The 19,249-nt window shown below is 43.1% G+C and carries 24 protein-coding genes and 3 pseudogenes; 7 read left to right on the top strand and 20 right to left on the bottom strand.

The features are described 5' to 3' along the window. The first annotated feature begins 21 nt into the window (after nucleotides 1–21). Nucleotides 22–282: a hypothetical protein gene (locus tag LNN34_RS04575; RefSeq protein WP_044155510.1), complete on the top strand. Its 261-nt coding sequence runs from the start codon at nucleotides 22–24 to the stop codon at nucleotides 280–282. Nucleotides 283–322: 40 nt separating this feature from the next. Here the strand turns inward: LNN34_RS04575 and LNN34_RS04570 are convergent, their stop codons facing one another. Continuing rightward, a complete protein-coding gene (locus LNN34_RS04570; protein WP_229042818.1) occupies nucleotides 323–1,144 on the bottom strand; it encodes a M15 family metallopeptidase in 822 nt (273 codons plus the stop codon). An 83-nt stretch (nucleotides 1,145–1,227) separates the two neighbouring features. Then, nucleotides 1,228–1,929 carry a purine-nucleoside phosphorylase gene (gene deoD, locus LNN34_RS04565; protein WP_217827698.1) on the bottom strand — a complete coding sequence of 234 codons (702 nt, stop codon included), beginning with the start codon at nucleotides 1,927–1,929 and terminating at the stop codon, nucleotides 1,228–1,230. A 203-nt stretch (nucleotides 1,930–2,132) separates the two neighbouring features. Between deoD and LNN34_RS04560 the strand changes: the two genes are divergently transcribed. Next, a complete protein-coding gene (locus LNN34_RS04560; protein WP_229042816.1) occupies nucleotides 2,133–2,258 on the top strand; it encodes a hypothetical protein in 126 nt (41 codons plus the stop codon). Nucleotides 2,259–2,421: 163 nt separating this feature from the next. Here the strand turns inward: LNN34_RS04560 and LNN34_RS04555 are convergent, their stop codons facing one another. Continuing rightward, on the bottom strand, nucleotides 2,422–3,000 hold the full coding sequence (locus LNN34_RS04555) for a TetR/AcrR family transcriptional regulator (RefSeq protein ID WP_044155505.1): 579 nt from the start codon (nucleotides 2,998–3,000) through the stop codon (nucleotides 2,422–2,424). 200 nt (nucleotides 3,001–3,200) lie between these two features. Here LNN34_RS04555 and LNN34_RS04550 point away from each other — a divergent pair, with 200 nt between their 5' ends. Further along, on the top strand, nucleotides 3,201–4,388 hold the full coding sequence (locus tag LNN34_RS04550) for an MFS transporter (protein ID WP_044155503.1): 1,188 nt from the start codon (nucleotides 3,201–3,203) through the stop codon (nucleotides 4,386–4,388). Between the two features lie 125 nt (nucleotides 4,389–4,513). Here LNN34_RS04550 and LNN34_RS04545 read toward each other — a convergent pair. Then, nucleotides 4,514–5,082 (bottom strand): annotated as a pseudogene (locus tag LNN34_RS04545) (NAD(P)H-dependent oxidoreductase). Nucleotides 5,083–5,179: 97 nt separating this feature from the next. Between LNN34_RS04545 and LNN34_RS04540 the strand changes: the two are divergent. Next, nucleotides 5,180–5,567, top strand: a pseudogene (locus LNN34_RS04540) (winged helix-turn-helix transcriptional regulator). A gap of 72 nt (nucleotides 5,568–5,639) precedes the next feature. On the opposite strand, the gene yodL reads toward LNN34_RS04540, so the two are convergent. The 3 genes from yodL to LNN34_RS04525 all read right to left on the bottom strand — a co-directional run bounded on the left by yodL (nucleotide 5,640) and on the right by LNN34_RS04525 (nucleotide 6,879). Continuing rightward, a complete protein-coding gene (gene yodL / locus LNN34_RS04535; RefSeq protein ID WP_038954208.1) occupies nucleotides 5,640–5,954 on the bottom strand; it encodes a shape determination protein YodL in 315 nt (104 codons plus the stop codon). Nucleotides 5,955–6,013: 59 nt separating this feature from the next. Next, nucleotides 6,014–6,625: a phosphatase PAP2 family protein gene (locus LNN34_RS04530; RefSeq protein ID WP_069487339.1), complete on the bottom strand. Its 612-nt coding sequence runs from the start codon at nucleotides 6,623–6,625 to the stop codon at nucleotides 6,014–6,016. Between the two features lie 77 nt (nucleotides 6,626–6,702). Continuing rightward, nucleotides 6,703–6,879 (bottom strand): YozD family protein, encoded by a 177-nt coding sequence (locus LNN34_RS04525; RefSeq protein ID WP_010334612.1) that lies wholly within the window; start codon nucleotides 6,877–6,879, stop codon nucleotides 6,703–6,705. A gap of 120 nt (nucleotides 6,880–6,999) precedes the next feature. Between LNN34_RS04525 and LNN34_RS04520 the strand changes: the two genes are divergently transcribed. After that, a complete protein-coding gene (locus tag LNN34_RS04520) occupies nucleotides 7,000–7,143 on the top strand; it encodes a hypothetical protein (RefSeq protein ID WP_044155500.1) in 144 nt (47 codons plus the stop codon). Here LNN34_RS04520 and LNN34_RS04515 read toward each other — a convergent pair. From LNN34_RS04515 to LNN34_RS04455, 13 genes and pseudogenes are all read right to left on the bottom strand, one after another. After that, complete coding sequence (locus tag LNN34_RS04515) at nucleotides 7,140–7,820, bottom strand: hypothetical protein (RefSeq protein ID WP_010334614.1); 681 nt, start codon at nucleotides 7,818–7,820, stop codon at nucleotides 7,140–7,142. The genes LNN34_RS04520 and LNN34_RS04515 overlap by 4 nt on opposite strands. A 153-nt stretch (nucleotides 7,821–7,973) precedes the next feature. Then, nucleotides 7,974–8,198 (bottom strand): YozE family protein, encoded by a 225-nt coding sequence (locus tag LNN34_RS04510; RefSeq protein WP_010334616.1) that lies wholly within the window; start codon nucleotides 8,196–8,198, stop codon nucleotides 7,974–7,976. Between the two features lie 86 nt (nucleotides 8,199–8,284). Continuing rightward, nucleotides 8,285–8,563: a YokU family protein gene (locus tag LNN34_RS04505; RefSeq protein WP_202657172.1), complete on the bottom strand. Its 279-nt coding sequence runs from the start codon at nucleotides 8,561–8,563 to the stop codon at nucleotides 8,285–8,287. Beyond that, nucleotides 8,560–9,975, bottom strand: coding sequence for a lysine 2,3-aminomutase (gene ablA / locus LNN34_RS04500; RefSeq protein ID WP_059293290.1), 1,416 nt, complete (start codon nucleotides 9,973–9,975; stop codon nucleotides 8,560–8,562). Before ablA ends, LNN34_RS04505 begins: the two co-directional genes overlap by 4 nt. A 32-nt stretch (nucleotides 9,976–10,007) precedes the next feature. Then, nucleotides 10,008–10,835: a putative beta-lysine N-acetyltransferase gene (gene ablB / locus LNN34_RS04495; RefSeq protein ID WP_202657173.1), complete on the bottom strand. Its 828-nt coding sequence runs from the start codon at nucleotides 10,833–10,835 to the stop codon at nucleotides 10,008–10,010. Further along, entirely contained in the window at nucleotides 10,813–12,123 is a 1,311-nt protein-coding gene (locus LNN34_RS04490; RefSeq protein WP_082687963.1) for a peptidase, read from the bottom strand. The genes ablB and LNN34_RS04490 overlap by 23 nt, the downstream gene beginning before the upstream one ends. 8 nt (nucleotides 12,124–12,131) lie before the next feature. Next, nucleotides 12,132–12,785, bottom strand: coding sequence for a 3-oxoacid CoA-transferase subunit B (locus LNN34_RS04485; protein ID WP_059293293.1), 654 nt, complete (start codon nucleotides 12,783–12,785; stop codon nucleotides 12,132–12,134). Continuing rightward, nucleotides 12,770–13,459, bottom strand: a complete 690-nt coding sequence (locus LNN34_RS04480) for a CoA transferase subunit A (RefSeq protein ID WP_101864393.1) — start codon at nucleotides 13,457–13,459, stop codon at nucleotides 12,770–12,772. The genes LNN34_RS04485 and LNN34_RS04480 overlap by 16 nt, the downstream gene beginning before the upstream one ends. Nucleotides 13,460–13,477: 18 nt before the next feature. Beyond that, nucleotides 13,478–14,800, bottom strand: coding sequence for an aspartate aminotransferase family protein (locus tag LNN34_RS04475; RefSeq protein ID WP_215510419.1), 1,323 nt, complete (start codon nucleotides 14,798–14,800; stop codon nucleotides 13,478–13,480). 130 nt (nucleotides 14,801–14,930) lie between these two features. After that, on the bottom strand, nucleotides 14,931–15,047 hold the full coding sequence (locus LNN34_RS04470; protein WP_044155488.1) for a YjcZ family sporulation protein: 117 nt from the start codon (nucleotides 15,045–15,047) through the stop codon (nucleotides 14,931–14,933). Nucleotides 15,048–15,126: 79 nt separating this feature from the next. Then, the gene (locus LNN34_RS04465; protein ID WP_229042815.1) at nucleotides 15,127–15,906 is read right to left on the bottom strand and encodes a GNAT family N-acetyltransferase; all 780 of its coding nucleotides are present in this window, start codon (nucleotides 15,904–15,906) and stop codon (nucleotides 15,127–15,129) included. Between the two features lie 28 nt (nucleotides 15,907–15,934). Beyond that, nucleotides 15,935–17,215 carry a glycosyltransferase family 2 protein gene (locus LNN34_RS04460; protein WP_229042813.1) on the bottom strand — a complete coding sequence of 427 codons (1,281 nt, stop codon included), beginning with the start codon at nucleotides 17,213–17,215 and terminating at the stop codon, nucleotides 15,935–15,937. A 68-nt stretch (nucleotides 17,216–17,283) separates the two neighbouring features. Then, a pseudogene (locus LNN34_RS04455) lies at nucleotides 17,284–17,574 on the bottom strand (protein CgeC); the annotation flags it as partial. 203 nt (nucleotides 17,575–17,777) lie between these two features. Between LNN34_RS04455 and cgeA the strand changes: the two are divergent. Beyond that, the gene (gene cgeA / locus LNN34_RS04450; RefSeq protein WP_024121772.1) at nucleotides 17,778–18,179 is read left to right on the top strand and encodes a spore crust protein CgeA; all 402 of its coding nucleotides are present in this window, start codon (nucleotides 17,778–17,780) and stop codon (nucleotides 18,177–18,179) included. Nucleotides 18,180–18,185: 6 nt separating this feature from the next. Continuing rightward, complete coding sequence (locus LNN34_RS04445; RefSeq protein WP_229042807.1) at nucleotides 18,186–19,139, top strand: CgeB family protein; 954 nt, start codon at nucleotides 18,186–18,188, stop codon at nucleotides 19,137–19,139. Nucleotides 19,140–19,249: the final 110 nt, after the last annotated feature.

Raw genomic sequence — 19,249 nt, 5'->3', positions numbered from 1 at the left:
ACGGATTAGGAGGGAATTATATTGGAAAAATACTATCATATCTGCCGCCAGCACCAAGGAAAAGTTGCTAGAATTACAGAAAGAAACGGCAGAGTCCACGTAGGCAGAATTACACGGGTAACCAACAGCAAGGTCTTTATTGCTCCAGTTACTTCAGGGGGCCCAAGAGGCGGATTTGGCTATGGATATTGGGGCGGCTACGGATTTGGCTATGGAGCCGCATACGGTATTGGCCTTGGGCTGATTACAGGTGTGGCGCTCGCCGGTTTATTCTTTTTTTAATGGAAAAACCCGCTTAACCAATGGTAAGCGGGTTTTTATTTTATATCTTCTTCACTTTTTCAAAGTATTCTTCTAATGTTAAGTCATTCTCATGCATAACCTTTGCAGCCTTTTTGCCTACATAACGCAAATGCCATGGTTCGTATTCGTACTTCGTGATGTCTTCTTTGTTTTTAGGGTAGCGAATGATAAAACCATATTTATATGCATTGTTCTGCACCCATTTTCCGTCTTCGGTGCTGCCGAACGCTTCATTTAACTCAAAACCGTTGCTTCGGCTGGAAATATCCATTGCCAGACCTGTTTGATGTTCACTTTCACCAGGATATGCGACAGCTTCTCTTGCTTTCTTTTCCCCTTTTAAGTTTACTTCATTTTTAAAGATAACCTGCTGTCTGTCATACGAGCGGTATCCTGACACGGCTGCCAGCTCATAGCCATCCTTTTTCGCAGCGTCAAACATCGTTTTTAATGCGTCTGCTGCTTCCTTTCTGATGTATCGCTTTTGTATTTTCTCTTCAAAAGAAAACTCGACATCAGGGATAACTAGATCGCTAGGTTCATAGTCTCCTGGCAGTGCGTATTGCTTATTGACAAGGGCGAGGATATTTTTTGGATTTTGAATGGTTTCCAGGCCGTCCACTTTTTTAATGTTATTGAAAAACTTGCTTTCCAATAAGAACTCACTGTCCTGCGTATTTGTTTTTTTGCTGTCAGCTGTTTTTTCTTCTGTCTGTTTTGATTCTGCAGTGGTTTTCGTACCCTTTTGAGCATCTCCATTTGACATGCTGCAGCCGGCTCCGACAATTGCCGTCACACTCAGAGCGGCGGCCAGCGAGAACCATTTACCGGACTTTTTCATAATCACATTACCTTCCTTTTATCAATCGTTTCCGTATCCATAAAGAAGAGGCTGCCGGCACCCAGCACGCCTCCTCATTTATTTTATTTTGATACAGAATGTAAAGCCACTTCTATCATATCATGAAAAGTGGTTTGACGCTCTTCTGCTGTTGTTTCTTCTCCTGTTAATACGTGATCGCTCACGGTCAGGATGGACAGCGCTTTTCTACCGTGCTTCGCTGCCAATGTATACAAAGCAGTTGTTTCCATCTCTACCCCGAGCACACCGTATCGGGCAAGCTTTTCAATTTGAGAATCTTCATTGTAGAACTGGTCAGCAGTAAATACACTGCCTACTGTCACCGGTACGCCTTTATCCTTAGCGGCGTCGTAGGCATTTTTCAAAAGCTCGAAATCTGCGTTAGGCGCGAAATCGATACTTCCAAAAGCGACTCTGTTCATTTGTGAATCAGTAGAAGAAGTCATGGCCAAAATGACGTCGCGCACTTTGACATCTTTACGGATAGCGCCGCAAGAGCCTACTCTTATTAAATTTTGCACATCATAGCTTTGAATTAATTCATTGACGTAAATTGAAATGGACGGAACACCCATGCCCGTGCCCTGCACAGAGATTTTTTTGCCTTTATATGTACCTGTAAATCCATACATGCCTCTGACTTCATTATAGCATTCCACATTTTCAAGATACGTTTCAGCGATAAATTTTGCTCTTAAAGGATCCCCCGGCAATAGTACCGTATCCGCAATTTGTCCTTTTTCCGCACCGATATGTACACTCATCTCATATCCTCCTATAAACCAAAATTAACGATCAGTCCGTTCATTTTACAACGGATGTCATGATGAGACAAACTTCAGCATTGATTATAAAGGAATGTTCCGAAAAAAGAAAATGATCCGGGGTATTTTTAGGCGCCATTAGAGAAAATCGGGATAATTGAGCCGCTTATATGAGAACCTAACCGCAAAAGGAGGGATGAAACATGGGTAAAAAACAGCGTAACCGAATAACCGGACAAAAAAAGAACAACCACATACCTGCTAAAGACGTTATCGCGGCTAAAGAGGCGCACGAAAAAGAGCATTCCGCGGCCAAACGAAAACCTTAAAAAACAGAAAACTGCGGATATCCGCAGTTTTCAGGCTGTCGAGAAAATCTCGACAGCCTGTTTTATATTGCAAGTATTTTCTCCATTGCCATGACATCTACAAAATGGCCGTTGATTTCTTCCTGTTCTTTGAAGGCTTTCTGTACCAAATCCCAAATATGATTCACGTAGCTTGAACTCCCTTAAACGCATTCATCACCAAATCATGCACATAGGAGTCATTCACTTCGTCACCTGTTATAAGCAGACGATAGAAAATCGGTCCGTATATGAGATCTATGCTTACTTCAATATCAAGATTCTCTCTCAATTCACCTTCCTCAATTCCCTTTTCTAGAAGGCCTTTCGCTTGGAGGCGGCGAGGCTGGAAAAATCGTGTGCGATATTCTTCTGCCAATTTTTCATCCAACTGCCCTGCACCTATTAATTCCTTAATAACGGTTCCTTCCCTGCTTGTCAAAAACCTTGCTAAATTCGTGGCGTGGGTTACTATATCATGTACTGACGACCCTGTATCAGGCACAGGCAGCCTGTCCGTCGCGGTCGAAAGAAAGCTGTCCATGATAACGGCAGCCTTGTTAGACCACCATTTATAAATCGTTGCTTTACTCACTTTCGCACGCTCGGCAATTTTATCGACTGTCACCGCATCGAAGCCTTTTTCCAGCAATAGGTCATAGGCTGCAGAGAGAATCGCCTTATGCGTTCCTTCATCACGCGGCCGCCCTCGTTTACTCTGCATGTGAATCATTCCTTCCTGAAATATAAACTATACGTTCAGTATACTTAAACTGAATAAAAAAAGAAAACAGAAACCTATTTACAAAACTGAACGTTTAGTATATCATTTTCCTTAATCAACAAAACTGAACGTTCAGTTTATAAAATGACTTGAGAGTCATGATTACACTCAAAAAACCACTTAAAAAGGAGTTCATTCTTATGGCTAATAGTAACAAACAAGCAGGTCAGAGGGTCTCACCCAGTTTAACCCTTCTTCTCGCAACGGCATGCGGTATCATTGTTGCTAATCTTTACTATGCACAGCCCTTGGTTGGTTTAATTAGTAAGGCAATTGGACTTTCTCCAAGCAGTGCTGGATTGATTGTCACACTAACCCAAATCGGATACGTTGCCGGCTTACTATTTCTTGTCCCTTTAGGAGATATTATCGAAAACAAAAAACTTGTCGTTGCATCGCTCCTTCTAAGCGCAGCAGCTTTGACACTAACAGCATTTGTGAAGCATGGGCCACTGTTTTTAGCAGCTGCGTTTTTCATCGGATTAGGGTCAATCGCAGCCCAGGTGCTGGTTCCATTTGCATCATACCTCGCATCAGACGCTGCACGCGGCCGGGTCGTTGGCAATGTCATGAGCGGCTTATTACTCGGTATTATGCTTTCCCGGCCGATATCCAGTCTAGTCGCTGATATTTGGGGGTGGAATGCAATATTTGCTTTGTCCGCCGTGGTAAGTGTTGTCCTGGCCATCGTATTATCAAAAGTGCTTCCTGCCAGAAAACCAACAGCAAATACAAACTATACGGCATTACTCGGTTCAATGTGGAAGCTGCTGCGCACGACTCCAGTCTTACGCCGCCGTGCCATCTATCATGGGTTTGTATTTGGAGCTTTCAGCTTGTTTTGGACGACTGTTCCTTTATTATTGTCCGGTCCTGCTTTTCATTTTTCTCAGAAGGCAATAGCACTCTACGCATTGGTAGGCATTGCGGGTGCAGTCGCTGCACCAATAGGCGGCCGTCTGGCTGATCGCGGCTTGACCCGGATTGCCACTGGAATCGCTCTCGGTGTTGTCATTGTCTCTTTATTACTGCCGCTCATGATTCAGAGCAGCTCCCCCGTCGGTATAACAGTTCTAGTGGCTGCCGCAATTCTGTTAGATATGGGCGTATCAGCAAACCTTGTGCTCAGTCAACGCGCCATTTTTTCGTTGGCGCCTGAAATTCGCAGTCGATTAAACGGATTATTCATGGCAATCTTCTTTCTAGGCGGTGCGATAGGATCATCTATTGGAGGATGGGCATATGCCTCAGGCGGCTGGAGTACAGCATTATGGATTGGTATCGCTTTTCCGGTCATAGCTTCGCTTTATTTCGCCACAGAGAAATAATCTTTCACCAAAAATAAGCAGTCAAGACCAAGCTGATGGCTTATTTTTGGTGGATTCTTCTTTTTCAATGTGCTGAACAAGAAAAAATCCTGCTTGGTGAGAACAGGATTTTCCAAAATCAATCTTTATGTTAAATCGACACCCTCAAGCTGTTTCAAATATCTTTGCAGGGCGAACCTTCGGGTTTAATTCTATATTTGTAATATGCTTTACATACCGATTCGCACTTTCGGCAATTTCTTGGTCACTGATTGTATTGGCGCGATATTCGGCAAAGGAAGGCAGATGCTTGGAACGGTTTTGGCAGCTCGCTTATTGAAAACAAGTTATATCCGCCGGCTTGATAAGAGTGTTCAGGTGAACCGATGGACATGGCAGTTATCCACTCTTTCCTCTTCAATTTATTTCCGCCGGGACCATGAGCCCAGCCAAACGTAAACACTTCATCAAACCATTGTTTTAAAAGCGGTGGACTGTTGTACCAGTATAATGAAAACTGAAAAACGATACGGTCATGGGCGAGGAGCAGCTGTTGTTCAAATTCGACATCAATTGGTTGATCGCGATATTTTTCATAAAGATCATGGACAGTTACATCCGGTGCACTTAAAACGGCTTCTTTTCACTTTTTGTTGATCTGAAAGGATTCTATGTTCGGATGTACCACGAGTACGAGTGTTTTCATATGATCCATTCCTTTCATTCCTTTGATGTGACATCATTATATGATGTATATTAAAACACATTGAATGTATATAGTATCAAAAAGTATACTATTAGGAGTGGATAGCTTGAGAAATCGTAAACTCGGTATTGATTATTCTTTTTGATGACTTTGAAGGATGTCCGGTGGAAACAACATTAGATATCATCGGTGGGAAATGGAAAGGCATTCTTCTTTATCATCTCATTGACGGTAAAAAGAGGTTTAATGAGTTTCGGAAACTATACCCTGAAATTACCCAGCGAATGCTCACGCTACAATTAAGAGAATTGGAACGGGATAGCGTGATTCACCGTGAGGTTTATAAACAGGTCCCTCCAAAAGTCGAATACTCTTTAACTGAGTTTGGAAGAACATTAGAACCTGTTATCCTTCATATGAAGGACTGGGGAGAAAAATATAAAGACAGGATTGATAAACTCGAGGCAGCACGTAAAGCTGAAGATAAAATCTAATAACCAGAAAAAATACCAAGGGTTTTGACACCCTTGGTATTCAGCATGTAGAAAAAACATCGTTTTCTTTCGTTATGTTGTTTGCACAATCAGACGATTGATTTTCCTCCATCCGGCGGGAAGCAGTTTATAATATGTTTTCCCTTTTCTGCCTTCATCAATCAAAATCACATCCCCTGTGGCCATAAATCTCGCATCATAATCACTTGGAACAGTATCGAATACATTAAACAAAGAGAATGCTCTTTTTAGCACGTCTTGATGATTGCTCCCGTTCAGTTCAGTTCGATAGACGGCTCTGTAGCCTTTTTTTTCACCAAACCGGGGTGTTTGAAATATTGTCACATCGTAAAAACAAGACTTCTTTTTAAACACGGATAACATCATCAAGATCCCTCCCTTTTATTTCTATAACATATTGGCGTTTCGTCCTCTTTTTCCTCTCTCTACTTTTGTCGAAACGAATGTAACTTTTCGTCAAAACCTTTCACGAGGAAAAACAGCAGCAGGCCGAGACTGAAGCCTCCTAAAACGTCAGTTAAAAAATGCACGCCGAGGTAGACTCTGCTGGCACCAACCAAAATAACGACAGTTCCGGCGATTATGTATACCGCTTTTTTATGCTTTGACAAAAACGGGATGTGTTTCACTAAAAAGTAGGCGATTACTGGATAAACACAAGCAGCGTTCATGGAGTGGCCGCTCGGAAAGCTGAAGGACGACTCATGAACGAGCGGTTCAAAATCCGGCCTTGACCGTTCGATCCACTCTTTTAATATTTTGTTTAACAGACGATCCGCACCGAATATGAAGAGCATCAAAAGACCATCCAAGGTTCTCTTGTAAAAAAACAGCCCTGCCCCAATGACTACGATAAGTGGCAGTAAAAAGGAAGTAGCACCAAGATGAGTCACCCAAATCATCACATCATTCAGCCAAGGCTGACGGATAGCTGCGGCTGCCCTACTGATCATTTCATCTGTTGATTGAACAGCAGATGTATGAATAACCGCGGCTAAAAAAAGAAAGAGAAGAAACAGACTGACTGGCTTGTACAAGATTTTCCCTCCTTTATTTCTCAAAATTTCATATCAGCCGAATAAAAAACCGGAGCTGGCCGCTCCGGTTTCAAGCCTTAACAATCTTCATCCAGCTCTTCATCTATCATACATTTTTCTATCAGATAATCAAAGGTAATATCGGCGATTTCAAACAGCTCATCTTCACTCGGTATGTAGCCCCGTCTTGCAAGCTCTCTGTAAAAAAATTCAGCGATTTCTTCCGTGTCAATCACAAGATCTATTTCTTTCATAACCGTACCGCCTCCTTTTTTATGTTTTATGAAAAAACGGGATGAATTATACCCGGTGTTCTAAACAATTCTTTCATTCATATACATTGAATAAAAAAACAAGCCATAGGAGGCTGACATATGATCGCTAAAATGATGGAAGCACTGGACGGAGAAAGATTCGATATGGTGATGGAAAAAACGCTCAGAGGTATGACGCATGTTATGATGTGGGGCTGTCTGCCTTACTTTTTATATGTGGTCATCCGCTTGTTCACAAACTAACTGAAGTGTTCTTTTAAACTTTCCAGCACAAACATCATCATATCTTTATATTCTTCATCTTTAAACATTTCGTACAGAATTTTGTAGTCGTTGTAAATATCCAAAAGCTCATCAACAATTGATACAGCCAGGATGCGCAGGGTATCTTGATCTTCATCTTCGCCTTCAAACTGAAGAAGAGCAGACGGGACAATATCTTCGCCGATCTCATGAGCAGTTTCTCCGACATAATGGACAAACAAAAGCTGATGCACAAACTGGTCCATTTCATACTTTCTGAGAACCAGCGTGAGATCCTCTTCCTCCGTTTCAAGCCACTCTCCATCCTTTAAACGAGTCAGCTCATAAATAATATCTTCCCAGCCATCTTCTAAATATCTCCAAATTTCCGTTCTGTGGCCGATAATGCGAAAGAGTTCTTTTCCATAATCTTTTACATAAACGACATCTCCAATGAGGAATTCATATTCAATATCAAGTTTTTCCATATCGACAATGACGCCTTCATAATCTTTATATAATTGAATGGACGATTCAAAATATAAGACTTCATTGTGGTTTACTTCATAAAGATAGTGCTTATCGATTTGGTGTACTTTTGTGATTGTGCCGACTGTCCCATACATAATGACGACTACGATATCCCCTACTTGGAATTTCGGTTTGTTTTGCTTCATGGTGTCTCCCCCTCGCCGCAACATTTCTCATACGCTATCGTATGCTGGGTTACACCAATTCGCATGGGCATGAAAACCATTGGAAGTATCCAATTATGGTATGTGTATGCGCACAAAAAAATCCGCAGCGGATCTGCGGATTTAAACATGTGGTTATTTGCCGTGCACCTCGGCCTCGTATTTTTCCCAAGCTTCATCAAACGTCGCCATCGTGTCCAGATAATCAACATTCAGCTCCAAATATGAACTGATTTCGTGATAATCGGTTGATGTTTTTGGGAAGCTGTGATCCTCATACGCCTGATTGGCAAACTCGCTGATGCTGTCCTGCGGTTTAGGATGTCTGTATTTCAATAAATAGTGATAAAAGGATTTCATGGGTTTCCCCTCCTGGTGTCTGTCTTTTGTTGTTCTATTATACAGTGCAAGTGTAAAATTACAACAAAAGAATAACGAAACATCATTCAGGAAAAATCAAAATAGTTGCGTTTTAATATCCTTTCCGTTTCCATGAGCTGTTGATATGTCAGACTTTCAGGGAGTTTTTTTGTGTTGATTAAAAACAGCTGATCCTCAATATCCTTTATCGTCGAATCCTCTTGGTAGACCATTCCGCAAGAAGAGCAAATCATCGCGGGGGTGTTTGTCAGCTCTATGGCTCGTGTGCCGTCAGGAAGCTCCCAATAAACCGTGTTCGTGCCAGGCTGCGCCTCAGGCACACCGCACCATTCGCATGTTTTCATGAAGAATTCCCCTCGCTTTCTGCCTCTTTTTCTTTTTTCTGCTGGGCTAAAAATTTCTTTTCCTTTAGCTGGTCTCTTTTCTCCCGCCGGTCCTTTAATGTTTCATGCCCCGGCTTCGCTGTATATGCTTCTCTCCTTTTGATTCTGGCCACGTTTTCCGGTGTGAAAGAAATCTCTTTGTCGGCAAGGATGGCACTCAGTCCAATTGGTTCTTTTTTGTCAGCGGTTTCAGGAAAAACAGACTCAAAGTAGGCCTCAGCCTGGTTAGGGATATAATGTTCAGGTTCCGGATAAGAGGTAATGACTCCTTCAAAATTTCTCAAGATGATTTTGTCAGGACTTTGCGATAAAACATAATTTGGCTGCAGTGCGATCTTCCCGCCGCCGCCTGGTGCGTCAACGACAAAGGTTGGTACCGCGTAGCCTGAAGTATGGCCCCGCAGCCCTTCAATAATCTCCAGCCCTTTTGAAACTGGAGCTCTAAAATGTCCGATGCCTTCTGACAGATCACATTGATATATATAATAGGGACGGACTCTGATTTTCACCAAGTCATGCATAAGCTTTTTCATAATTGTTACCGAATCATTAATGCCTGCTAACACGACGGCCTGATTTCCGACCGGCACACCTGCGTTCACCAGCTTTTCGCAAGCCTCAACGGATTCCTCCGTCATTTCGATGCTTGTGTTGAAATGGGTGTTCAGCCAGACCGGATGATATTTCTTTAAGATATCGCACAGTTGATCGGTAATTCTCTGAGGGAAAACGACAGGCGCTCTTGTGCCGATTCTGATAATTTCCAAATGCGGTATACTGCGCAGCTCTTTTAAAATGTATTCTAAAATTTGATCATTGATCAGCAACCCGTCCCCGCCTGAAATCAGACAGTCCCGGATCTCGGGTGTCTCCCGAATGTAGGCGATCGCGGCATCAAGCTGCTTTTTAGGGACACCCATTCCGATTTGACCGGAAAAACGCCTCCTTGTGCAGTAGCGGCAGTACATGGAGCATTGGTTCGTGACAAGGAACAGGACTCGGTCGGGATAACGGTGTGTCAGACCGGGTACTGGAGAGTCTTCATCCTCATGAAGCGGGTCTTCCAGGTCGTATTTTGTTTTGTGCATCTCTTCAGAGAGCGGCACAGACTGCATCCGTATCGGACATCTCGGGTTGTCGGGATCCATTAAGGAAGCATAATAGGGTGTGATATTTAAGGGGATCGTTTTAGTAGATATTCTGACGCCTTCCTCTTCTTCTTCGGTCAGGTTAATCACTTTTTTCAAGTCATCTAATGTTCTTACAGTATGGGTCAGCTGCCAGAGCCAATCATTCCATTTTTCTTCCGGAACATCCTTCCATAACTCTATCTCCTTCCAATGCCGTTTCGGTTTATACCATTTGTTTGTCAAATGAAATTCCTCCTCGTGCATTTCTTTTTGACTTACAGGCGCTTGCACCAGATATTCATATTTTCGAGCCCTTCTCCTATATAACAATTATTGATCAGCCTTCCTCCATACTGATACCCGGAATGATACAGGACCGCATTCATACCAAAAGAAGCAGCGCGGGCGAGTGAAAATACTTGAAAGATATCTTGCTCTCTCATTTCTTTTTCTAATGCATCTATTAAAATACTTGTCAGCGAACGGCCCCGATAATCGGGAAGCACGGCACAGTCCGTCATTTCGGCATGCCCCAGCTCAGGATTGATATCTGCGCTTGCCGCGCTAATCAGACGGTCATCTTCAAGCATGACATAATAAAGCGTATGCTCATTCATCGTCTTTTCAATATAGGCGGGATCAAACACAGGAGTCGGATACGTGCGGAATACTTTTTTATACAGCATAGATAACTGATACATGTCGTTTGTTTCTGCTTTTCTCATTGTAAAAGGTGACCTGTCTTCGATTTGTGGCTGAGGCTTCATTTTATATAATAGCTCTATCATTTCCTGCTCGGCTAAATAGGTATCTGTTTGTCTTCGTTTTTCTGTGAGATAACGGACCATGACGGCAGCGCGATGGCCGAGATAGTAGCCTTCGAGAAAGCCCTCCGGCGTAAACAATTGTTTAGCCAGCTCTGCCTCGTCATGCTGTTTCGTGTACACAATAATTTTTTCGGCATCCTCCTCTTCAGCCGCTGCCATAATATCAGACAAGGCTTCCTGAATAGCGCCTTCATAACGAATGACTCTCATTCGTTTATTAAAGCGGTCATTGTCTATGACAGCCGTGACGCCGCTACTCTTTACCGTTTTGATCATCAGCATCCTCCCCGTCTGTATGAAGCCCGCACCAATCCATCACAAAAAGAGCAATAATTTTAGCTGATTCTAACATGGCTTCAACTTCAATATACTCGTTTGCCTGATGTGCTGTTTTCGTCTCTCCCGGCCCAAAAACGATAACAGGAGTATCTCCCGCATGATACAAAAGGCCGCCGTCTGTCCCCCAAGGCGACGCTTCGATGATCGGCTCTGTTTGTTTCATTTTTTGATAGGCTGATTGCAAGACTGATAGTAAAGGATGGTCATCAGGCAAATCATTCGGCAGCCATTGAGCTCCGAACCATTCCACTTGAATTGGATGGCGTTTAAACCATTCATCATGGTATTGTAAATCTTTCAGCCAATTTTCCAATTCCATTTTCACGGCTTCAGGCTTTTCATGGGGAGCAATTCCGCATCTTCCTTCTATGACGACGCGGTCTGCTACCGAGGACGGCCATGTTCCGCCTGAGATGGTGCCAATATTGATTGGAACCGGGATTGGGATATGATCATACAGCGGGTCAGAAATTCTTGCATTGCGGACTTTTTCAAGCTCTTGGATGGCTGTAATGACATGCATGCTTTTTTCAATGGCGCTGACACCTTCATATCGTGTGCCTCCGTGTGCCGCTAATCCTTTAACCGTGATCCGAAACCACATCGAGCCCTGCTGTTTAATAAAAAGCTTCATATTGGTCGGTTCCGGAATTAGCGCCCCGTCCGCACGATAGCCTCTCATAATGGCAGAAAGTGTTCCGGCGCCGCCGCACTCTTCATCTATAACACTCTGAAACAATACATCACCCTTCAGTTTGACATCGCAGGCGTGCAGAGCTTCTAATGCAAATAGAAGGGCTGTATTGCCTCCCTTCATATCAGTGGAGCCGCGGCCGTAAATTTTACCATTTACTTCGGCAGCTTGAAACGGTTCATACTTCCATTCCTTCAAATTTCCTTCTGGCACAACATCGATATGCCCGTTTAAAATCAGAGATCGTCCTCCGCCCTCTCCCGTTTTTTTAGCGACAATGTTCGGGCTCTCATGAAAATCCGACCGGTCTGATATAAAATAGGGATGCTGTTTTAATTGTTTTAGGCTCGGCTCCCACACATCAATGTCCATATGAAATTGCCTAAGCTTTTCAAGGACTACTGCCTGAGCGTTAAATTCCTTGCCAAGTGTGCTTTTTTCTCCAACCAGCCTTTTCAAAAGACGAATGGCTTTGGCTGAATGCTGATCAAGCCATTCGATTACTTTTCTTTCAATGTCCTGCATCATCACTCCCCCTTTTAAGAAAAAGGCATATCTACCATTATTTCAGCGTCGGTCAGCCCGATCACCTCGTCAATTGTTGAGCCATTCATCAGTTCTTTTAAAATAAAATGATGCCGGCCAACTGCAAGAACTGCTTTTTCAGTAATGATCATATCTACACAGCCTGCTGCTGTTAACGGAAGGGTGCAGGCTTCTGTTAATTTAGGCCTCCCTTTTTGATCGGTATGGCTCATGACGACAACCACTTTTTTCGCTTTTTGGGCGAGCTCCATCGCACCGCCCATGCCTGGCACCTTTTTTCCGGGTACAAGCCAATTCGCAAGGTCTCCCGACTGGCTTACCTGCAAAGCGCCTAGAATCGTAATGTCAATCTTGCCTCTTCTGATCATGGCAAAAGACATCGTTGTATCAAAATAAGATGCTCCCTTTACAGCACGGACAGGGAATCCCGCGGCGTTGCATAAATTTTCATCCTCATTCCCTTTTTCGGGACTTTCGCCAATCCCGAGTACACCGTTTTCCGCCTGCAGCATAACCTGCATGTCAGGCGGCAAAAAGTTCGGCACCAAGGAAGGGATGCCGATACCGAGATTCACCATCATGCCTGGTTTGATTTCAGAAGCAGCCCGTCTGGCGATCTGCTCTCTTTCTGTTACTCCCAAGCCCATTTCCACCTCACCCCTTCGCTTCTCACAACCCCCTCAACAAAAACTCCAGGCGTTACAATCATTTCTTCTGCAATATCACCCATAGGCACAATCATCTCAGCCTCGGCAAAGGTTCTTTTGGCGGCCATTGCCATAAGCGGATTCATGTTGCGCGCTGTTTTGTCATACGTTAAATTGCCGAATTCATCTGCAATGCAGGCATTGATGAAGGCAAAATCAGCCGTCAGCGCTTCTTCAACCAAGTATTGTTTCCCCGCTACAGACACAATCTCTTTCTTCTCACAAACCATTTGATTATCAATGCCGATATCGGTCAAAATGCCGCCAAGGCCGGATCCGCCGGCGCGAATCCGTTCTGCGAGAGTGCCCTGAGGCGAAAATCGAACCTCTAATGTACCGTCTGTCATCTGTTTTCCGGCTACAGGATTTGAACCGATATGCGATGCAATCAGTGTCTTGACTCTTTTATTGACAATAAGCGGTCCAATCCCAATCTCCGGGAATCCGGCATCATTGCAAATGACAGTTAATTCTTTCACACCGCTGTCCAATATGGCTTCAATCAAAGAAGGAGGAGAGCCGACTCCTCCGAAGCCGCCAAACATAAGGACCGATCCATCACGCACATCTGCAATTGCCGATTCAATGCTGATCGTTTTTTGAAATGGTGCCATATTGTTTTCAGTCCCTTTTCAGTTTTTTTCAACTTCTGCAACTGTTTCCGAAAAAGTTGATATAAGCTCTTCCATCTCTCCGTCTGAGATTGTGAATGGAGGAGCGATGATTACGGCATCTCCTTCCCCGCTGTCGATTCCAGCCTTGGCAGGATAAACAATGAGCCCGCGTTTTTTTGCTTCGCTGATGATACGCTGGGTCATCGACCGATCTTGCGGAAACACTCGCTTTGTCTTTTTATCAGCCACAAATTCAACGCCTAACAGTAGTCCTTTGCCGCGGACATCCCCAATGATGCCGCTTCGGTGCATCATCTCTTCAAGTTTCTTTTTCAGCTTGAAGCCCTTTTCTTCAGCCTGTTTGATCAAGCCGTGTCTGATAACATAACGCAAAACTTCGAGAGCGGCTTTGGCTGAAAAGGGATGAGCACTGTATGTGTGACCGCTCATAATAACACCTGATCCTTGTTTTATCGTTTGGAGAACCGTATCAGATACAACTGCCGCTGCAATAGGCGCGTAGCCGGCACCGAGTCCCTTTCCAAGCACAGCGATATCAGGAACGGTATGCCAATGCTCTGTCGCAAGCATCCTTCCAGTTCTCCCAAGCCCGGTCATCACTTCATCCGCAATAAACAGCACGCCGTGTGAGCGGCACACCTCTTGCAATCTCTCATAATATCCAGAAGGAGGAGTAATTGCTGCTCCCGCGGCTCCAATAATAGGTTCTGCCACAAAGCCAGCAATAAACTGACTTCCAATTCTTTTTATAGCGGTTTCCAGCTCCTCCGCAGCCGTTTGAACAAAATCTTCTTTTGCCTCTTGATTCAGCCGATATATATGCGGGGCTGAGAGAGCGGGATAACGCTCTAGCAAATGGGTGAACCGGTACCTTCGTTCATAAAATCCCGACAATGAAAGCGCTCCCAAAGTTATTCCGTGGTAACTGCTCCATCGTGAGAGAAAGATGGATTTTTGTGTCTGCTTTTTTTCCTGCCAATATTGAATGGCGATTTTCATTGCCGTTTCTATAGCCTCTGATCCGCTATTGACAAAAAAAGACCAATTCAAGTCTCCCGGCAGCTGCTCGGCCAGTAAAGCAGCTAATTGCTCAGCCGGCTCACTCGTAAACTGCGAGCGGTAAGCAAAAGACACCTTTTCAAGCTGTTCTTTCAGCTGCTCAGTTACTTCCTCAACCCCATGGCCGATATTGCATGTCACCGCACCAGATGAGCCATCAAGATATTTTTTTCCGTTCTGATCATACACATATGTGCCCTTTGCATGACTGACAATCGGATATTCCGCATTAAGCTCTGGCTTAATTAAATAACTGCTCATGCTCCACCTCAAAAACACCTTTTCTACATTGTATGAGTGTCCAAATAGCGGCATGACGTTCCCTAAAAAATCTTTTTTCGCACAAAAAAAGAGCCCTTCCGAACTTCGAAAGGCTCTTGTGTTATTTCATCTAGCAAATAAAAGCGGCTCCGACGATAATTAATAAAATGAACAAGACAACAATCAATACAAATGTATTTGTCCCGCAGCCAAATCCTCCGTAACCGTATCCATGATATCCATGCATATTGTTTTTCATCCTTTCTTATCACGATATACGGCATTGTATGCGGGCCAAGTCCCAAACGGTTTGTGCAAATGCCCATCTATGTAAGGAAATAATGAAAAACAGTGTGCACCCGCTCAAATTTTTTAAATTTGAGCTTTTCATAAAAATGAGAGACGCCATCAGAATTTGAGGCCACTAAATAAGCATCGTCCATTCCTAAAGATTTGGCAATGGACAGCATCTCACCCACAAGAATACTGCCGTAGCCCCTTCTTTGAAACTGATCCAATATCGCCACCTCTTCAATTTTCGCCGTTTTCTCTTGCGAATCAATAAAAAGTTCCCCGCAGCCAATCGGTATGTTCTGTGATGAATCGCTGTAACAAACGACAAGCAAAATCGTACCCGCTTTGTAAAAAGGATATTTTCTTACTAATTTTTGTTCTGCGGTTGCCTCTCCTATATAAAGCGAGTCATAAATTTTCATGATAGAAGAACCGTCACTAAGACTCTTTGCCGTCCCCCATGCCGTGAAAGGATGTCCCGTCTGTCCCTTCCAGTCTCCAAGCTTCATGCAGTATAACAGCTCATCTTCAACCACAAAACCTCTTTTCACAAGCGATTGCTTCAAAACAAGCGGAAAAACATGCTGAGGAGACGCTTTTAAATGGATATAATTCGCATCAAGCAGCTTCGGTACGGACGGCAAAAAATCAGGTATACGCTCCAATGGAAATGTATCATGAAGCTGTACAAAATTATGAGAAAAAATTTGCGGCAGCTTGGAATCTTTATATACACTGTAATGACCAAACAACTTCGATTCAGACGTTAACGATAGATATTGATGCTCCGTTTTTGAATAATGTCCTGTCATGAATGTCTCCTTTTTATGACCTATACATTTACTCGATTGCAATATCTAATTTCTTTATAATCTCATCGTACACCGGATAAAACGGCTTTCCAATTGGAAATTGCTGAATATTCCGGAAAGAAGCGGGTATTGGTTTCTGCTGCAAAAAGAATTTCCTCACTACTTGCTCGCTGATTGGATGAAAAACACCGTTTAGAAATAGAAACCGCTCGCGTTCTATAAAAAACAGTCTTCGTCCAGGCGGATTTGCGATCAACCCAGATCTGTCCCGCGTGATAGGCGGCCCTTCCTGCAGATCCTCAAGCACTTCTTTTTCAATCGTCAAAATATCTTTTCTTTTAAATTGATAAAATTGAAAAGCATGCTGACTTTCTATCCGTCTTTTTTTACCGGCGTCAATGTAAAATACTGCAGGCTGGTCAGGTTCTTTTACCAAAACATAATTCGGAATGTTTAAACATTTTCCCGTATGATATTGAAATAAATACGGATCGGGGATAACAACAGTCCGATCCAGATACACTGAACTCCATCTCTCCCCCACAGGATGCCGCACACCTTGATCAAGAAAATACACATGTTGATCAGATCCTTTTACAAACGTGCCGTCAATCAAATCGGCGGGCAGAAACTGATAAGCGTTTTGAAAGGAATTCGGGGTCTTATACGTTGTATCTAATACTTCATTTATCGGCAGGAACGGGGCAAATGTGTTTACTCTCATCCAAAAAATTGAGTCGCCGTGATTCCAATGCATCATATCATCGTCCCAATAGCTTCCATATTTATCTTTGATCCGATCAAGCAACGAACGGCGATGCATAACAGAGCAATGATCGACTTGAAAAGCGGCTTGATCAAGCACCGCATTGGCATCTCTGTAAAAATGGGAAATTTCCTCTCCTCTTTCGTTTACATGAACAACTTTTTGTTTTGAATAGACTGCCTGTGCTTCAGGATGACACAAAAATGTCTGCACCATACGGCTCAGCCGATCAGGATGATAAACTGTATCATCGGTGAGATAAGAAATGTAGTCGCCTGCGGCAAATGGAAGAGCGTTATTAATTAATGTGGCATAACGGGTTGTTTTTAATCGATTTTGAGGATGGACGAAGCTGTTTTTATAACGAATGCGCTGATCATGAAGGTACTTGTGAATCACCGCAATCGTTTTCTCGTTTGAATGGTCATCCATGACAAAAAGCTCCCAATTGCTATGAGTTTGATTGATGACACTCTCAATCGCCATTTGCAGATAATCAGGTTTGTTATAACTCGTTAAAATAATGGAAATTTTGTCCCCCATCTCTGCAAGCCTCCTATTGTCACACATGAAAACAGCTCCGCAGCAAGCAGAGCCTCTGTCATCATGTAAAAAGCACACCAACTTACAATAGCAACATTTGATCCCGTTTGATTTAGCGGCTTCTGAAAAATAACCAAATCAGCCAGGACTTTTTACGATACATTTTGAAGCGTATCTCCATTGATCAGATTGACTCTTGAAATCGGCACACCAAGCTCTTTAACAACTACGAGCTGGCGTCTGTGATCAAATGGATTTCCGTCTGAAGCTGTTTGACGTATAAGCAGAATGAATAAAAACAGAATAAAATGCAATTCGTCGTCATTTTCTTCTTGGTTCACTTTGTTTTCTAAATCCAAACTTCCTTCTCTCCCTTACCCTCTGTTTCACAATATGAACATGCTGTCAATTGCGGTATAGGCAATGTCCATCCATAGAAGAAAATCAGCATTTTCCTTAAATATATGAAAAATAGCTCAGGTACGGCGTTCGACTCATACCAATTGCCAATCAGAAGAATATGATTAAACGTGAGTTCAATAATTAATAGGAGGTGTATGTGTTGAGCAGTGAAAATGCGCAGTTAAAAAAGGATATTATTAAAAGCCTTTTAAGCCCTTTATTTACAAATGCAACAGAAGGAGGAGAAAACGTGAATAATAACCTTAAAGAATTACTTGAAGCTGCTGTTGATAAAAAAGTTGACGAAAGCGAAACGGTTACTGCTGAATCTGTTTTAGATCCTTCCCTTCCTGCAAGATGGATTTTTGCCAGAATTACACCTGGCACTACCATCAGCATTGTGACAGATTCCGGTGACATGATCGGTCCGGTTGTCTTTGTTGCTTTTGATCAAGTCCACGGCATCGTATTTGTCACACAGGAAAGCTCTGTAACTCCGCCAGGTCAAGCGACAACATTGATTGATGTAGATAAAGTAGAAAGCGTTACATTCTTTTCATAACCTCTGATGAAAGTTTTGTATATCCAGTCGGGATATGGAGGAATATACAGTTATTTTGACCGCTGGGCTGAAGAATGCTTTCGGCACGCTCAGACAGAATACATGTCTGCAGATACACCAGACACCGAATCGCTGTCACGCATTGAAACGTTTCAGCCGGACTTCGCACTCATGATGGTTGGAGTTCACGTTCCTCACGACTGGCTGACCTGGTTAAAGGGTAAGGGTATTCCCGTATATGTTTGGCTGACAGAAGATCCATTTTATATTGATATCAGTCTTCAGGTGATAAAGCACGCTGACGCGATTTTAACAATTGACCAAAATGCTGCTCTCTATTATCAGGAGCTTGGTTATCAGCATATCTATTATGTTCCGATTCCTGTTAATCATCGGCTGTTTAAAAAAATGGACACCGAACATTCCTTTCATTCACAATTGCTTATCATCGGCTATCCTTACCCTAATCGGGTTCAGCTTGTGAAAGAAGCGGCATATCTCCCGTACACCATTCGGGTCATCGGAAAGGAATGGAGAAAATACCTGCCTAAAAAAGTACTCAAACAGCCGCATATAGATATAGTCAGCACATGGGTTCCGCCTGAACAGGCCGTTCATTATTATAACGGGGCAGACATCGTGATCAATCCGCATCGGCCGTATCATTTTACGTTCAACAAAAATAAAAGCAGCATTAAAAATACAAGTTTTAATAACCGCACCTTTGATATCGCTGCATGCGAAGCATTTCAACTAGTGGATCTCCCCGCGGCACATCCTTTTTCATCCTTTATTTCTTATCACAGCATCAATGACTTTAAGGAAAAAGCCGCTTTCTATATCAATCATCCTGAGGAACGAAACAAAGCTGCGGCGTTAAATTACAAAGAGACCGTTCCTGCTCATACATTTGATGAGCTTCCCGCAAAACTGAAAGCCATTCATCTGGCGCTTTCTTGAAAAATCGTTCATTTCATATGAACGATTTTTTCGTGCACATAAAAAAGCAGCCGAAAAGGGACTGACCCCATAAGATGAGACAAATAAAAAACACCTTCAAGTTTGAAAAC

The organism is Bacillus sp. AF23 (assembly GCF_020861455.1).
Classification (GTDB): domain Bacteria; phylum Bacillota; class Bacilli; order Bacillales; family Bacillaceae; genus Bacillus; species Bacillus halotolerans.
Note: the sequence above shows the minus strand (reverse complement) of the source record. Positions and strands in the feature narration are given on the sequence as shown.

What these genes read in the sequence shown, in the direction of transcription:
- LNN34_RS04470 (WP_044155488.1), bottom strand. Translation starts at nt 15,047, where the DNA reads ATGCATGGATATCATGGATACGGTTACGGAGGATTTGGCTGCGGGACA.
- LNN34_RS04460 (WP_229042813.1), bottom strand. Translation starts at nt 17,215, where the DNA reads ATGGGGGACAAAATTTCCATTATTTTAACGAGTTATAACAAACCTGAT.
- LNN34_RS04525 (WP_010334612.1), bottom strand. Translation starts at nt 6,879, where the DNA reads ATGAAAGAAATAGATCTTGTGATTGACACGGAAGAAATCGCTGAATTT.
- LNN34_RS04465 (WP_229042815.1), bottom strand. Translation starts at nt 15,906, where the DNA reads ATGACAGGACATTATTCAAAAACGGAGCATCAATATCTATCGTTAACG.
- LNN34_RS04560 (WP_229042816.1), top strand. Translation starts at nt 2,133, where the DNA reads ATGGGTAAAAAACAGCGTAACCGAATAACCGGACAAAAAAAGAACAAC.
- LNN34_RS04475 (WP_215510419.1), bottom strand. Translation starts at nt 14,800, where the DNA reads ATGAGCAGTTATTTAATTAAGCCAGAGCTTAATGCGGAATATCCGATT.
- deoD (WP_217827698.1), bottom strand. Translation starts at nt 1,929, where the DNA reads ATGAGTGTACATATCGGTGCGGAAAAAGGACAAATTGCGGATACGGTA.
- LNN34_RS04570 (WP_229042818.1), bottom strand. Translation starts at nt 1,144, where the DNA reads ATGAAAAAGTCCGGTAAATGGTTCTCGCTGGCCGCCGCTCTGAGTGTG.
- LNN34_RS04515 (WP_010334614.1), bottom strand. Translation starts at nt 7,820, where the DNA reads ATGAAGCAAAACAAACCGAAATTCCAAGTAGGGGATATCGTAGTCGTC.
- yodL (WP_038954208.1), bottom strand. Translation starts at nt 5,954, where the DNA reads ATGATGTTATCCGTGTTTAAAAAGAAGTCTTGTTTTTACGATGTGACA.
- LNN34_RS04555 (WP_044155505.1), bottom strand. Translation starts at nt 3,000, where the DNA reads ATGCAGAGTAAACGAGGGCGGCCGCGTGATGAAGGAACGCATAAGGCG.
- LNN34_RS04520 (WP_044155500.1), top strand. Translation starts at nt 7,000, where the DNA reads ATGATCGCTAAAATGATGGAAGCACTGGACGGAGAAAGATTCGATATG.
- LNN34_RS04485 (WP_059293293.1), bottom strand. Translation starts at nt 12,785, where the DNA reads ATGGGCTTGGGAGTAACAGAAAGAGAGCAGATCGCCAGACGGGCTGCT.
- ablB (WP_202657173.1), bottom strand. Translation starts at nt 10,835, where the DNA reads ATGATCAAAACGGTAAAGAGTAGCGGCGTCACGGCTGTCATAGACAAT.
- LNN34_RS04510 (WP_010334616.1), bottom strand. Translation starts at nt 8,198, where the DNA reads ATGAAATCCTTTTATCACTATTTATTGAAATACAGACATCCTAAACCG.
- LNN34_RS04550 (WP_044155503.1), top strand. Translation starts at nt 3,201, where the DNA reads ATGGCTAATAGTAACAAACAAGCAGGTCAGAGGGTCTCACCCAGTTTA.
- LNN34_RS04445 (WP_229042807.1), top strand. Translation starts at nt 18,186, where the DNA reads ATGAAAGTTTTGTATATCCAGTCGGGATATGGAGGAATATACAGTTAT.
- LNN34_RS04480 (WP_101864393.1), bottom strand. Translation starts at nt 13,459, where the DNA reads ATGGCACCATTTCAAAAAACGATCAGCATTGAATCGGCAATTGCAGAT.
- LNN34_RS04505 (WP_202657172.1), bottom strand. Translation starts at nt 8,563, where the DNA reads ATGAAAACATGCGAATGGTGCGGTGTGCCTGAGGCGCAGCCTGGCACG.